At 36.6% G+C, this 14890-nt stretch carries 14 protein-coding genes; 4 read left to right on the forward strand and 10 right to left on the reverse strand.

Annotated features, from left to right (window positions below):
• Positions 1 to 3: 3 nt before the first annotated feature.
• Together DCE79_RS16930 and acpS are read right to left on the reverse strand one after the other, a co-directional pair.
• Positions 4 to 1005, reverse strand: a complete 1002-nt coding sequence (locus DCE79_RS16930) for a LolA family protein (protein ID WP_108714122.1) — start codon at positions 1003 to 1005, stop codon at positions 4 to 6.
• Between the two features lie 66 nt (positions 1006 to 1071).
• The gene (acpS, locus tag DCE79_RS16935) at positions 1072 to 1425 is read right to left on the reverse strand and encodes a holo-ACP synthase (RefSeq protein ID WP_108714123.1); all 354 of its coding nucleotides are present in this window, start codon (positions 1423 to 1425) and stop codon (positions 1072 to 1074) included.
• Positions 1426 to 1516: 91 nt separating this feature from the next.
• Here acpS and DCE79_RS16940 point away from each other — a divergent pair, with 91 nt between their 5' ends.
• Positions 1517 to 2140 carry a rhomboid family intramembrane serine protease gene (locus DCE79_RS16940; RefSeq protein ID WP_108714124.1) on the forward strand — a complete coding sequence of 208 codons (624 nt, stop codon included), beginning with the start codon at positions 1517 to 1519 and terminating at the stop codon, positions 2138 to 2140.
• A 37-nt stretch (positions 2141 to 2177) separates the two neighbouring features.
• Here the strand turns inward: DCE79_RS16940 and DCE79_RS16945 are convergent, their stop codons facing one another.
• The 7 genes from DCE79_RS16945 to DCE79_RS16975 all read right to left on the reverse strand — a co-directional run bounded on the left by DCE79_RS16945 (position 2178) and on the right by DCE79_RS16975 (position 10369).
• A complete protein-coding gene (locus DCE79_RS16945) occupies positions 2178 to 3647 on the reverse strand; it encodes a PH domain-containing protein (RefSeq protein ID WP_108714125.1) in 1470 nt (489 codons plus the stop codon).
• Positions 3640 to 4119, reverse strand: coding sequence for a PH domain-containing protein (locus tag DCE79_RS16950; protein ID WP_108714126.1), 480 nt, complete (start codon positions 4117 to 4119; stop codon positions 3640 to 3642). The genes DCE79_RS16945 and DCE79_RS16950 overlap by 8 nt, the downstream gene beginning before the upstream one ends.
• 195 nt (positions 4120 to 4314) lie before the next feature.
• A complete protein-coding gene (locus DCE79_RS16955) occupies positions 4315 to 5886 on the reverse strand; it encodes a degradosome RNA helicase CshA (RefSeq protein WP_108714127.1) in 1572 nt (523 codons plus the stop codon).
• Positions 5887 to 6248: 362 nt separating this feature from the next.
• Positions 6249 to 6947, reverse strand: a complete 699-nt coding sequence (locus DCE79_RS16960) for an alpha/beta hydrolase (protein ID WP_108714128.1) — start codon at positions 6945 to 6947, stop codon at positions 6249 to 6251.
• Between the two features lie 105 nt (positions 6948 to 7052).
• Positions 7053 to 8423, reverse strand: a complete 1371-nt coding sequence (gene murF / locus DCE79_RS16965) for a UDP-N-acetylmuramoyl-tripeptide--D-alanyl-D-alanine ligase (RefSeq protein WP_108714129.1) — start codon at positions 8421 to 8423, stop codon at positions 7053 to 7055.
• 12 nt (positions 8424 to 8435) lie between these two features.
• On the reverse strand, positions 8436 to 9509 hold the full coding sequence (locus DCE79_RS16970) for a D-alanine--D-alanine ligase (protein WP_108714130.1): 1074 nt from the start codon (positions 9507 to 9509) through the stop codon (positions 8436 to 8438).
• Positions 9510 to 9619: 110 nt separating this feature from the next.
• Positions 9620 to 10369 (reverse strand): hypothetical protein, encoded by a 750-nt coding sequence (locus DCE79_RS16975; protein WP_108714131.1) that lies wholly within the window; start codon positions 10367 to 10369, stop codon positions 9620 to 9622.
• 240 nt (positions 10370 to 10609) lie between these two features.
• On the opposite strand from DCE79_RS16975, the gene DCE79_RS16980 reads away from it, so the two are divergent.
• Entirely contained in the window at positions 10610 to 11797 is a 1188-nt protein-coding gene (locus DCE79_RS16980; RefSeq protein ID WP_108714132.1) for an FtsW/RodA/SpoVE family cell cycle protein, read from the forward strand.
• A 44-nt stretch (positions 11798 to 11841) separates the two neighbouring features.
• On the opposite strand, the gene DCE79_RS18675 is transcribed toward DCE79_RS16980, so the two are convergent.
• A complete protein-coding gene (locus DCE79_RS18675) occupies positions 11842 to 11979 on the reverse strand; it encodes an Lmo0850 family protein (protein ID WP_168214699.1) in 138 nt (45 codons plus the stop codon).
• Between the two features lie 500 nt (positions 11980 to 12479).
• On the opposite strand from DCE79_RS18675, the gene DCE79_RS16985 reads away from it, so the two are divergent.
• Positions 12480 to 13283: a YwqG family protein gene (locus tag DCE79_RS16985; RefSeq protein ID WP_108714133.1), complete on the forward strand. Its 804-nt coding sequence runs from the start codon at positions 12480 to 12482 to the stop codon at positions 13281 to 13283.
• A 147-nt stretch (positions 13284 to 13430) separates the two neighbouring features.
• Positions 13431 to 14846: a cardiolipin synthase gene (cls, locus tag DCE79_RS16990; protein ID WP_199912344.1), complete on the forward strand. Its 1416-nt coding sequence runs from the start codon at positions 13431 to 13433 to the stop codon at positions 14844 to 14846.
• Positions 14847 to 14890: the final 44 nt, after the last annotated feature.

Genomic DNA, 14890 nt, shown 5'->3' on the forward strand with positions numbered 1-14890 from the left:
AAATTACTTCATACTACTTTCTTGTACACTCGCAGCAACTTCCATTAACTCTTCTTTAGATAAGGTCGTTGATGCAACAAAAAAGGACATACCATCTTGATCCCATTGAATGGAATGATCTGTTACTGCTCCAATCGTAAAGCCTAAATCAGCTGGGTCACCTGGTGCAAAAACAGGTAGTGTCATTTCATCGTAAGTAATCGGTTGCTGCATAAACGTAAATGGTTTCTCCCCCTCATACGTTAAAATGATGCGGTTCTTACCATTTTCTTGTACTTCAAATTCATCTGTTAGTTTTGTATGCGTCCAGTCAATCGTTGGATAGTACGTTTTAAACTCTGTGTTTTCTTTATCGGCACTTGTTGTCTGCTTTTCTTCATCATCCGAGAATTTTTCTACAGCATACTCCGTTGCCTTATGTTGAACGCCTAGTTTAATATCCTTAAAGGTAATAATAATTTGTTCATTAAGGGATTCGTCAAGAACACTTACCTTTGTTGGCAGCATCGTTTTTTTGTTAATAGCAATTTGTTGTACTGGCAATGCTGTTTTTTCTACATTGCGCGTTGCTAATTCAAATAGATAATTTTCTTCATCTTCTGACATGACAGCCGCATTATCGGCTAACAAGTCTTCTGCTAAAGCACCAATTAAATAGGCTTGGCTATTTTGTTTTGGCCAGTCACTTTGGAATTTATGCGTTTTTCTTAATGCTGGTGTGACAACAAATACCCCTTCCTCATTGCGAACAATCATTTGTTTCTCTTGATCGCCTTGTGTATTGACTGTAACGCGATAAAAGTCTGGTTTTGTATGCCATACATTAACGTCATACATTCGTGGTTCTGCACCCGTTCGAACTTCCATCGTTGCATTTAGTTCATAGCCCTTTGCTTCACTCCACTTTTCACTTACTTCCTGAATAACTTCCTTCTGTGTCGCTTTTCCACAAGCAACTAACATTAAGCAACTAGCTACTACTACAATGAGCATTCGGAATTTCAATGTTTCATCCTTTCTTTTTGTCCAATCAGATAAAACAACATATGAAAAACTTTCGACATGTATGTATTAGTTCATTAAGATTACTTGTGCAGCTGCCGTAGTATGCGTATGTGTAATCGAAATAAAACCATTTACGCGCATACCATTAAAGTAAAGAATTGGTTTCCCAATCTCGTCTTTTAAAATTTCAATCTGATGCAGCTCGCACCCTTCTCCAATGCCCGTACCATTTGCCTTTGAATACGCTTCTTTTGCAGCAAATCGTCCTGCTAAAAATTCAACCTTTCGAGACGGTGAAAGTGTTTCAAAGATTGCGAGCTCGCGCAATGTTAAAATCCTTTGCTGAAATTTTTCCGATCGCGTTATCATCTTTTCTATTCGAGCTAATTCGACTAAATCTAGTCCAATTCCTTTAATCATTTAGAGGCTCCTCCTTCCAATTGACTGTTATTCCAATGTATAATTAATAAATAGTGTTGTATAGTTGTATAAGACTTAATTGAGGTGAAATATGTTCATTCGTAGAGAAAATTTTAAACAATACATTACGTTATATCCAGTAGTATCGTCAATTATTGCGCTCAATCTTATTATTTATTTACTGACATTAATTCCCGGCTTTGGAGAAGACCTTATTTATGCAGGCATGAGTGTAAATGCATTAATCGCTGCTGGTGAATGGTGGCGTATTATTACATCTATGTTCATTCATGCTGGATTTACACATGTGCTTTTTAATATGTTCTCGCTCTTTTTATTTGGACCTGAGCTCGAGAAAATCGCAGGAAAAATACGCTTTTTAACGATTTACTTTTTAGCGGGTATCTTCGGAGAGGCTGCAACCTACCTAACGCAAGATCCTTACTATGCAAGTGTTGGGGCTAGCGGTGCAATTTACGGTATTTTTGGTGCGTTCGCTGCACTTGTTTACTATACACGTAACTTATTCCCACAGCTGAAACAAATTATTTTGCCTTTAATTGTCATTAGTGTCATTATGTCCTTCGTAACACCAAACATAAATATTGCCGCGCATTTAGGTGGTCTTGTAGCAGGGTTTATTTTAGGTATTGTTTATTTCAATCCCAAAAATATGCTACGTTGGCGAAAAAAACAAATTAAACGCGTAAAATAATGAAAGGACGGCTCTCATCAATTTGAGAGCGGTCCTTTTATCGTTCATACCATTTTAAAATTTTTTCAATTTCTTGGCGATCTATATGACGGACCGTTGCAGAAGCACCTGTCATACCAGACATGACCACGATTTTCGCAGAACCAATTTCTTTACGCTTTTGAAAATAAGTTTGGCTCCCTTTTGTTACTTGAATTCGATTTTTCATTGCGAAAAATGTAACACGACTGATGGAACGCGATACAATGGTTAACTGTTGACCTTTTATCGAATAACCCGTTGTTTTAAACTGCCATTTGCCCAGCAATAAAATTAGAATAACTAATAGCAGTGACAGTAGCCCATATGGGTAAAGGAAATAAGATAATGCTGCAATTGTTGGGGTTACCCATAAAAAATCCATACGATAGAAAAATCGCTGTGCCTTTTTTGGTGGTTGAACGGATGGTGCCATCGTAAATTCATAATCTGGAAAAAGAGCCATTAACGGCTGTATCGCTTCTTTTTTTGCAATAAGTGGGAATAAAATAATTTTTTTATCCGCTTCTCCACTAAAACCACCACCCGCGCTTTCTACTGCGACAGATGCTAAGCCAAATAGTTGCTGCAATGGATTTTCAACAATTTTAATTGCTTGCACGCGATGCAGTGGAATCGTCACACGCTTTTTTTCAATTAACCCCCGCGTAATAATAAGGCGTTCCTGCTCCTTCGTGACAGTAAAATTATAATAATTTAAGCAGGTAATTCCCACTGAAATGATCCATGTTAATAGCAGCCCCATAGCAATTAAGATCGCGATTACAATAAAGCTATATTTCAGTAAAAACGCCATTTCATCATAAATACGATCAAATGGAATAAACTCCGCAAATTGTGAGATCACTGCGAATACCCCAGCTAATACTACACCAATCCCACTTGAAGTTGTTGCTAGTAATAATAATTCAGGAATTTTCATTTTATGAATAGGAGTAGAAGACGCTTCCACTGTATTCTGTATTTGTGAATCTTCTTCCACTACTCCCTGTTCCTTCGCTCGCTTCATTTGAATTTCAATTTCATCAGCTGCTTCTCTTGTTACAGCTGTTAATTCTGCTTCAGGCTTTCCATTTTTGCTACCTGCTGTTTCAACTTGCACTTGAACTAGCTTAAAGAAACGATGGAAAATTCCTTCTTTATAATTTAGATTTTGAATTCTTTCAAATGGAATGTATCGCTTCTTCTTTACAAACAGTCCATATTCAACACGTAATTCACGATCTTCAAACCAATACGAAAAGGTTATCCATTTAATTAACCCATTGACCATAGTCCAAACTACGACAACTACAAGGATAAGTAGCGGAACCATCTCACTAAAAAAGTTTTCATCTTTGTAATCAAAATTCAAGTTAAAACCATTGGCTACTAAAATAATAATGATAGGAAAAAGCAAATCCTTTAACGCTTTAACTACGTTAATAATGGCGGTAACTGGATGAAGTTTCTTTTTTTCATTAGACATCTTCTTCCGCCACCCTTGCTAGTTCTGAAATTTTCATCCTTAACAGATCTGCTTCTTCAAGCTCTAACATTGGAATCGTATGTACGGTTGCAGCCGAAGAAATGGAGATATTCGCGATATTGTATTTTTTTAATATGGGACCCTGTTCCGTATCTACATGTTGCACGCGTACCATTGGAATAAGTGTACGCGTCACGACAAATAATCCACTTTGAATTTCAATTTCTTGCTCACGTACTTCATAACGCCAAATTTTCCAACGAATGCTTGGAAAAATAACAATCGAACAAATTATAGAAAGGATTACTACGCCAATTGATACCCACATAATCCACTCTGGCCAATCAAATCTTTTCGTTACAAAAACTACACCTGCTGCGACAATAGCTAAAATAATGGTTTGAATGATTCCGTATAAACGCCAAACAATTTGTGCTTTTTTTGGTAACTGATACTTTGGTTGCTCTCTCACACATTCCACCTCTTTCTCCTCTTATCGTATACGATTGGATAGCTATTTTGTTTCATTTTCTCTTTTTTTCGAGTAGAAAAAAAGGGTTTCCGCCAAATTATTTCTTTTTATATGTAGATTTCTTTAAAATTTATACTTTCTTATCCATAAAAAAACACCAACGAAGAATTCTTCGTTGGTGTTTGAATTGAAATATTAGTCTTCGCGACGTTGACGAGGACGACGGTCACGACTTGGAGCTGGGCTTCCACCTTCGCGACGGGCACCACCTTCACGGCGACCTCCATCACGGCTTGCGCTACCACTACGGCTTGCGCTACCTTCACGACGACGATCTCCACCACCGCCATTACCACTACGACGGTCACCACCACGGCCTCCACGACCACGATCATTACCACCACGGCCACGGCCTCCGCCGCCTCCGCCATTACCACTACGACGCATTGGAAGTGGACGTTCTTCAGATAATGATACTGGTGTAGCATCAGGTTCTTTAGTGATTGATTTTAATGCTGCAGCAACTAAATCTAACGCTTCGTTATTTTCTAATAACTGAGCTGCTAATTCACGATAGTTACCTAAGTCATTGTTTTGTACTAATTGCACTAATGATTTCATCGCATCTTCTTGTAAGCCAACTAAAGCTTCTTCAGATGATGGTGGACGTAAAGGAGTCATACGTTTTTTCGTAGTTTCTTCTACGATACGTAAGTAACCCATTTCACGAGGTGTTACGAATGTTACAGCAATACCAGATTTACCTGCACGACCTGTACGACCGATACGGTGAACATAAGACTCAGGATCTTGTGGAATATCGAAGTTGAAAACATGTGTTACACCTGAGATATCTAACCCACGAGCAGCAACATCAGTTGCGATTAGGATGTCAATTTTACCTTCTTTGAATTGACGTAATACAGAAATACGTTTTGCTTGAGATAAATCACCATGGATACCTTCAGCTATGAAACCACGTAAACCTAAAGCTTGAGAAAGCTCATCAACACGGCGTTTTGTACGGCCGAAGATGATTGCTAATTCTGGTTTTTGAGAGTCTAATAAACGAGATAATGCATCGAATTTTTCACGATCAGTTGCTTTCACGTAGAATTGTTCGATGTTTTCCATTGTTAATTCTTTCGTTTTAATTTTAACGATTTCTGGGTTCTTCATGAATGTCTCAGCAATTTTACGGATTGCTGGAGGCATTGTTGCAGAGAATAATAATGTTTGACGAGTTGATGGCACGTTTTCTAAAATCGCGTTAATGTCATCAATGAAGCCCATGTTTAACATTTCATCTGCTTCGTCTAATACTAAAGTTTGAACTTCATCTAAGCGTAATGTACGACGGTTAATATGGTCTTGAATACGACCTGGTGTCCCAACAATAATTTGTGGATGGTTTTTAAGAGCACGGATTTGACGACCGATTTCTTGACCACCATAAACTGATAATAATTTTACGCGTTTATCAAAGCCTAATTTATAAAGTTCTTCTGAAACTTGGATTGCTAATTCACGAGTTGGGGCAATTACTAAAGCTTGGATATTTGGGTTTTTTGGATCAATTTTCTCGATTAAAGGAATACCAAATGCAGCTGTTTTACCTGTACCAGTTTGCGCCTGACCTAATACGTCACGGCCATCCATTGCAAACTTAACTGTACCTTCTTGGATTGGTGTTGCTTCTTCAAATCCCATACGTTTAATTGAACGTAATGTAGATTCACTAATATTTAATTCTGAAAAATTTGTCAAACTCTTCAATCTCCTTTTTACTTATAAGTTGACAAATGGTTACATTTTCAGATGAAATGGCGGCAAATTTCGAGCCATTGTATATGGAACGTTTCCGTTACTTAAAAAATTATCTCTGCTGTATCTTTTGCAGAGTCTCTTATATGAAAAGGAAAGCCCGGTCATTGCCGAGCGGTTCAATTCTACAGTTTCTTAATTGAAATATATGTTCAAAATAGAATAAAACCGTTATCAAAAAAAAGCACTCTTCATCAAAATTGTCTGAAGAGCCTTCGCACAAAATGTATCCATTGCTTTCACTAGTCTAACACGGGTTGTAACGGTATGCAATGATAATGCTTATATGAAATCGTCAAACATTGTCATTCATTCCTTAAAAATCGATACACTTCATCGAACCATTGATCACTGTCATCGCTATAACAAATATGATGCTTCCCATATTTCGAAATATACATATACTTTTCTTTTGACCCAATTTGATCGAATAAAAATGGCCCTGTAGTGCTCGGTACAATGCCATCCAGTAAGCCTTGAACGATGAATGTTGGACAATTAATATTCGAAATATACGGTGCTGTTTTTTGAACAACCTTCATAAATTCTATCGTTGCACTTAGCGGTACATTTTTAAATTTAAATTTATAACGTGCGAATAATTCATTGTCCTGCAATTTTTTATGTATCGCATCATTCGCCATAAAACGAATATCTTTTACTAATTGACTAGGGCTTACATATTTTGCTGCAGCGCTTAGTAATACGAGCTTCTTTACTTTATAACGAATTGCTAAATACATGGCAATCACGCCACCCATTGAAAAGCCAACGACAATCACTTCATCCACTTGCTTTGCGAGTTTACGATAGGCAATTTCCGCCTCCATCATCCAGTGTTCCGCTTTATAGCCCTTCATCATTAAATGCTCCGCTACTCCGTGACCAGAAAATGTTGGAATGGAGATTGTCCAGTCGGTTTGTTCTTTTATATAATCTGCGAATGGCTGCACTTCATAAGGTCCCCCAGAAAATCCATGTAAAAAGAGTACGCCCGTTTTCATATAATCCACCCATTTCATAGAATCTACAACCAGTGAAAAATTTCCTTGTTATTTATTTTACTTGATAGTCATTCAACGATAAAAGAAAAAGGCATCAAGCCAGCTTTACGCTAACTCGATCCCTTTAATTACTGTTTCTAATTGCATACCGCGCGAACCTTTTACTAATATAATCGTTTGCGCAGATGCATCTTTTTTAATTTTTTCAAGAATTGGTGCATAACTTTGTTCGGAATAGACAAGTTTTGTAGCATCCATTTTTGCTTGCAATTTATCATATAGCCATTTCATACGTGGACCGTATAAGCAAACCGTATCAATTTTTTGCGCATCAATATGTGTTGCAATTTCTTCGTGGAAATGCTGTTCGTCATCACCAAGCTCTAGCATATCGCCAAGAACGAGCCATTTTTCAGAGCGAATTGTCGTTTGCTGAACGAATTGAATCGCCGCACGCATCGAAGTTGGGGCTGCATTATACGCATCGTTTATAAATAGTAAATCACCCACAGGAATGAGTTGCATACGCATATCCGTTAAGACAACTTGTTTTAAAGACGAGCGAATTTGCTCATCTGTTAAGCCAATTGCTTTACTGACAAGCAGCGTATTTAACGTATTTTTCACTTGGTGCTCACCTAATACCGAAATGAAAAAGTCCCCTTCAATCTCTCCTTCAACGTGGAAGCTACTCCCTTGCGCAGTCGCAACAATATTTGAGGCGATTAAATTTTGCCCTGCTGTAAAACCAAATGACTGTGTTTTTAAGTTCGGTGTTTTCGCAACTAGGTTTTGAAGTAATGGCTCATCTCCATCGAAGAAAAGAATACCTTCTTCTGATAGGCCTTGAATAATTTCAAATTTCGCCTTTGCAATCCCTTCACGAGAACCTAAATCTTGCATATGTGCCTCACCAATATTGGTGATGATGGCATAATGCGGACGCGCTAATTTTGTTAAAAATTCAATTTCTCCAAAACCACTCATACCCATTTCAAGCACAGATATTTCTGTATCCTCATCTAACTGCAAAATCGTAATCGGTAACCCCAACTGATTGTTAAAGTTTCCGATTGTTTTTTGCACTTTAAAGTAAGGACTTAGTGTGCCTGCTAAAATGTCCTTTGATGAAGTTTTACCATTTGAGCCTGTTACACCGATAAACGTTGCTTTATGTTCTTTACGATAAGCAATCGCCATTTGCTGAAGCGCTTCTTCTGGGTCATCGATAAAAATAAGTGGAAGATGCTCAGGCGGATTTGGTTCATCCTTCATCCATAAAGAAGCAGTTGCCCCTTTTTCAAAAGCTCGCTCTACAAATCGGTGACCATTTACTGCTTCGCCTCGGAATGGAATGAACAGATCCCCTTGTTTTATCGTACGTGTATCAATTGAAATACCAGTTACCACAGTATCTTCAAATTTTTGATTTTCAATTTGCAACCACGCTGCTAATTGTTTTAAATTTTTTTTCACTAGTTATCCCACTCAATCTTTATTGTATTGAAGCTTTTGTTTTTCCGCATGACGTTCGACAGCTAAGCTTAATAATTTTTTAATTAATTGTGGATACGGTAAATTCGTATGTTGCCACAATAACGGGTACATACTTACCGGTGTAAATCCTGGCATTGTGTTAACTTCATTGATGTAAATTTCATCGTTTGCTGTAACAAAGAAGTCCGCACGTACTAAACCAGCACCATCAATAGATTTAAATGCTTTTTTCGCCATATCGACTAAGTCCGCATAAACTTGTTCTGGAAGTTCTACTGGAATAATTAACGCAGTGGAGCCATCTTTATATTTTGATTCATAATCGTAAAAATCTGTCATTGGTTTGATTTCACCGGCAACTGACACTTTTGGATCGTCATTACCGAGTACACCTAGTTCAATTTCCCGTGCAATAATACCTTGCTCTACGACGATTTTACGGTCATATTGAAGCGCAAATTGTACTGCTTTTTTAAGTTCTGCTGCATTCGATGCTTTACTAATCCCAACGCTTGAGCCTAAGTTTGCAGGTTTTACGAACATTGGATAACCTAATGTTTCTTCGCATTGTTTTGTTAATTGTGCCTCATTTTTTTCCCATTCACTGCGGATGAAATAGGCGTAAGGAACTTGTGGTAGGCCTGCCATTTCAAACAGTTGCTTCATGACTACTTTATCCATACCAGCAGCTGAACCAATCACACCGTTGCCAACGTACGGGACATTTAATACTTCTAAAAATCCTTGAACAGTTCCATCTTCTCCGTTTGTACCGTGTAATAACGGGAAAATCACGTCAAATGGATTGTTCATATGTGCTTCGATAAATTGAGTTATATTATTTTCAGTTTGAGCTGAAGTAGATTCAAATTGTAATTGTTCAATTGATTGCGCAGCTTCTGTTAACTGAGGTCCAACGCGCCATTCTCCGTCTAACGTAATAAAGATCGGCGTTACATCATAATCATTAAAATCTAAAGCTTGCGTTACTGCCTTTGCAGTTGAAAGCGATACTTCGTGCTCCGCAGACTTTCCTCCATATAATAAACCGATTCTTTTTTTCATTTTTTTGACCTCCATTTTTTCACTATACTTAGTGTATCACGAATACTCTCTTTACTAAAAACGTACCCATTTCCGTTATAAAAACACTCACCGCCTAGATGCTGTGAGTGTTAGCTAATTTGTATTAATTCATCATAGCCAAGTTTTAAAATTTCCTGTAAATCATCCCAAACTTCATCTGGGAAATCGTAATCTGATAAAGTTCTTACTTCAATCCCGTACTGTCCATTTGGTTTATCTAACTTATAAAGTGAGAGTAACGCGCCTTCCTTCACAAAAGGTCTATATAATCGCATTGTTGAAGGATCAATCATTGGCGAATTATTTTTACTTTTCCTTCTCCAAAAACTTCCGGCTCCTTCTTTTTCCTTAATCATTTGATTAAATAAATTTGAAACAAGAATTTCCGAGTCGCCAATAAAACGATAATAAACTTTCGTCATTTTATCTGAAACCGAAGAATAGTATGCATAACGATTTTGTAATTTACTAAAAAACGGAGTCGCTAACGGTTCCCTTTTATGACTAAAATAAAGTAGTTCTGCTTGTTCCAAGGGCGTTAACGCATTAACATTTTTTTCAGATGTAAAATCAACCCAGCACAAATCATGCTTTAAATCGTTATCCTTTTTTATAAAGTCACGTGTATCTTCACTGCTTACAAAGTCGAATTGTGTATGCATATTAAAGGCGCCATCTTCATAGTCGTGCTTTAAAAGTAAAACATTTTTCACAGATTCCACTGAAGTTAAAAATTGCTTCAATGTAAGCCCACTGTATATAACAAAATGTTCAACATCATTCATATGTATATATAAGTGATGCATAAAATCTTCTGCTGCTTTCATTTTCTTCGCCACGACATACACGCTCCTTTTAACATGAATAATATGATTATTATATGACTTATTGTGTAATTTTGAAACATTTTATACGCGGTTTCGTCACTTCTTTTGCTACGAGCTTACTAAAGTATTTTTTCATAGAGTATGATAAAGTTAGACAAGCGAAAAAAACCGCTTCTTTTAACTCGTTGCCTATTACAAAGTATCAGAATTTGCACGTGTTTAATAGAAAATTTTAACGATAAGGTGAAATGAATGGATTCTAATAATCATAATTTTAATAAACGATTCGACTGGTCACTTGCGATTATTTTATGTGCTTTTCTCGGTGTCAGTTTACTAGCTATCGCTTCGGCTCAAACATCGGGGCAATACGGACTAAATTATGTACCACTTCAACTTCGTGGCTATGTCATTTTTGCAATTATTGTCGCATTTGTCATGTATTTTGATCCAGACCAAATTAAAAGGATGGCTTGGCCACTATATGGATTCGGAATACTGTTACTAGTTGCACTAGTTGTCCTCCCTACAGGAACGTTAACCGTTGAGTTAAACGGGGCAAAAAGTTGGTTTAAAACACCTATCGGGAATCTTCAGCCAGCGGAGTTTATGAAAACCTTCTTCATACTTGCCGCCGCTTACTTAATTAGTAAGCATAATGAACAATTTCAAAACAAAACCGTAAAGACTGACTTAATGTTACTTGGTAAACTTGGCGTCATCCTAGTTATTCCCTTAGGCTTTATCATGTTACAGCCAGACCTTGGTTCATCTTTAGTATTTATCGCGATTACCGTCGCATTAGTTATCGTTGCTGGTGTATCATGGAAAATCCTTTTACCCTTAGTTGGGGGAACAGCTGTCATTGGCGGTTCACTTTTATGGATGGCCTTATACATGCAGGACTTCCTTGAAAACACATTTGGCTTCCAACCTTATCAATTTGCACGTATTTACTCGTGGCTTGATCCTTATTCATATGCAACTTCGGATGGATACCATTTAATTACTTCACTAAATGCCATTGGTTCAGGTGAGATTTTTGGTAAAGGATTTATGGGACGTGAAGTGTATGTTGCCGAAAACCATACCGATTTTATATTTGCTGTAATCGGTGAAGAATGGGGTTTTATTGGAGCTAGTGCAGTTATTTGTTTATATTTCTTATTAATTTTTCATTTAACAAAAATGACGCTTCTTATAAAAGATCCATTTTGTACATATGTTTGTGCAGGGATTATCGCGATGATTACATTCCACGTATTTGAAAATATTGGGATGACGATTCAACTATTACCTATTACCGGCATCCCTCTACCGTTCATAAGTTATGGTGGTAGTTCGTTAATGGGGAATGCGCTCGCAATTGGACTTGTATTTAGCATGAAATTCCATTACCGCACGTATATGTTCACATCGAACGATCCAGAAGATGAATAAAAAAACGCCCGTTGCAAAATTAGCAACGGGCGTTTTAAATTTCATTAGTTTTGTGCTTGTGGAGTTTGCTTCGGTGGTGTTAATACTTTTAAAAGCTCGAGACGCGATTTCGTAACTGTCGCCGTAACACCTATTTTTGATAAGTTTGAAACAATACGTTTTAAATCAATCTCTTTCGCCATTCCCTTACACCTCAAACTTTCCTTAGTAATCTATATAACGAATTTATTTAATATGAGTTTCATCATAGAGGTCAGACCTTTTACTTCTATATGTTACCATGAATCGATTGTTGATTGTTTTGCAATTTTGTTACAAAAGGAACTGCTTCATTAATTAATAGTATCCACTTCAATAATAATTTAAACCATTTTTTCAGGATATTTCATGCATAATTTATTTTTTTATTTGCAATGAAAAATAATCACCCAGGAATTTTATGATAAATTGCGTTTTCCCCAACTGGTACTACAAAAAAACATCAAATTTATCATTTCCCACTATATTCATAGTTAAAATGTTTTGCAAATAAATTTTAAGCATGTTTAGCAAAAATTACAAGTGGAAATATTGTAATATCACAAACATTTTATGAAGTTAAAACAGCATGTATGAACGTCTTACTTAGGCATATTCTTTTACAATAAGTTCAAATGAATGTTACTTCATCGGAGGAAACTTTATGAATAATTACGATAAAAATATTTATATTCCAAAAGAATTAAGCATTTTCCATTCAAACTTAACGAATTCCGCTGAACAAGCGGCATTATTAAATCCTATTCAACAGTCTTGTTATTTACATGAAAGTAAATTTGCTGGACTTCCGTTAGTACTCGATAAAATGGAGCATCCTAAAGACATAAATAATAATTATATGTTATTTCTGGCGCAACTTAACTTTTCAGAATTTCAATTAGCACAACCCTTTCCAAAAGAAGGGATTTTACAATTTTACATTTCACAACGATGCTATGAACAAGTAAAATATTGCTCTGAAAATTGTTATTTCAAAGTGCAATATATTCCACTAAGTGAAGATTATCTTCATCCTGTACAGGACTTCACTTATTTAAACGGAGTGAATTTCGAGCATTTCCCGATGCGGCATGAGATGAAATTGGTTATCAGAACCCAATTTGAACCAGTGTCTGCCACTGACTACCGCTTGGAAAACTACTTTGAGAACGAATTAATGAATGCTTCTATTACGTTAGATGAGCGATCATTTCAGGATGTCTATTTAGAAATCTATCTGGCTGCAGAACATAAAGTTGGCGGCTATCCTTATTTTATTCATAAGGACTTTAGAAAAGGATCACCCTTCTTACAGCGATATGATACGTTATTACTTCAAATTGTTTCAAATGACGAGCAAGGGATTATGTGGGGCGATAGTGGGATTATTAGCTTTTTCATTAACTCTAAAAAATTGGCGCAGCTTGATTTTTCGGATATTTATTTTCATGTAGAAGAATACGAATGATTCCACTTTTTTCCAAGCACTCGACAGCTATTGTTTGAGTGTTTCTTTTTTTGAATACAAATAATACGCTATAATAGTGAAAAACAGTGAAAGTAGGTGAACTTTTTGAGCACATTTATTGAAAGTTATATTTTATTGCCTTTAACCATGCTCGTTAATATCGTATTTGCAATAGCGGTCATTTTTTTAGAGCGCAAAAAACCATCTTCTACGTGGGCTTGGCTACTCGTACTGTTTTTCTTACCATTTGTAGGGTTTTTCCTATATTTACTGTTAGGGCGTCAGCTTAGAAAAAAACATTTATTTCGCTGGGATGGTCAAAAAGATATTGGTATTGAAAAGCTTGTTAGCTATCAAATTGAGGCGATTGAGAAAGAACAACTTGAATTTCGTTCAGAACATATGAAAAATTATAACCATCTCATTTATATGAATTTAAAGACAAATAATGCGGTATTAACACAAGACAATGCTGTGAAAATTTTTGATGATGGTAGCGATAAATTTGAGGCACTTATTCAAGATATTTTGAATGCAAAAAATCATATTCATATTCAGTATTATATTTTTAAGCCCGATAATTTAGGTCAACGGATTATGAATGCACTCATGCGGAAAGTGAAACAAGGTGTAAAGGTTCGAATTCTGTATGATGAAATGGGCTCTCGTGGCGTTAGGAAACGACATTTCAAGGAGCTTATAGAATTAGGCGGAGAGGTTGAAGTATTTTTCCCATCGATACTCCCGCTTATTAATCCACGTTTAAACTTCCGAAATCATCGTAAGATTGTCGTGGTTGATGGGCGTATTGGCTACATCGGCGGCTTTAATGTCGGGGACGAATATATTGGGCTATCTGATCGTTTTGGCTACTGGCGTGACACACACTTACGAATCGAAGGAAGCGCCGTACATCCTTTACAAACACGCTTTATCCTTGACTGGAATCAAGCTAGTGCCAAAAACGATATTCGTTATGCAGAGCGTTATTTCCCGATTATCCCTCAAAAGGGGAATGCGGCACTTCAAATCATTTCTAGTGGGCCAGATACTGAATGGGAAGTTATTAAATATAATTATTTGAGCTTAATTGCGAATGCCAAAAAATATATTTATATTCAATCTCCTTATTTCATTCCCGACGAGTCATTTTTTGACGCGATTCGTTTAGCATCCTTATCAGGTGTAGACGTGCGTATCATGATTCCAAATAAACCTGATCACATGTTTGTTTTTTGGGCTACATACTCCTATGTCGGTCAATTCGTAGAAGCAGGAGCAAAAGTATATCATTATGAAAAAGGCTTTATTCATGCCAAAACGATCGTCGTCGATGATGAAGTCGCTTCAGTTGGTACTGCTAATATTGATGTGCGTAGCTTTAGCTTAAACTTTGAAGTAAATGCACTTATCTATAACGAAGAACTTGCACATCGATTAGCAGAAATTTTTGAACGCGATATTTTAGACTGCTCAGAATTAACAAGAGAACTCTACGAAGCTCGCGGAAATGTTATTAAGTTTAAAGAATCAATATCCCGATTACTTTCACCAATCTTATAAAAGTAAAAGGCAGAGAATTGTAGGTGTCCCCTAATTCTCTGCCT

Source organism: Lysinibacillus sp. 2017 (genome assembly GCF_003073375.1).
In the GTDB taxonomy this organism is placed as follows: Bacteria; Bacillota; Bacilli; order Bacillales_A; family Planococcaceae; genus Solibacillus.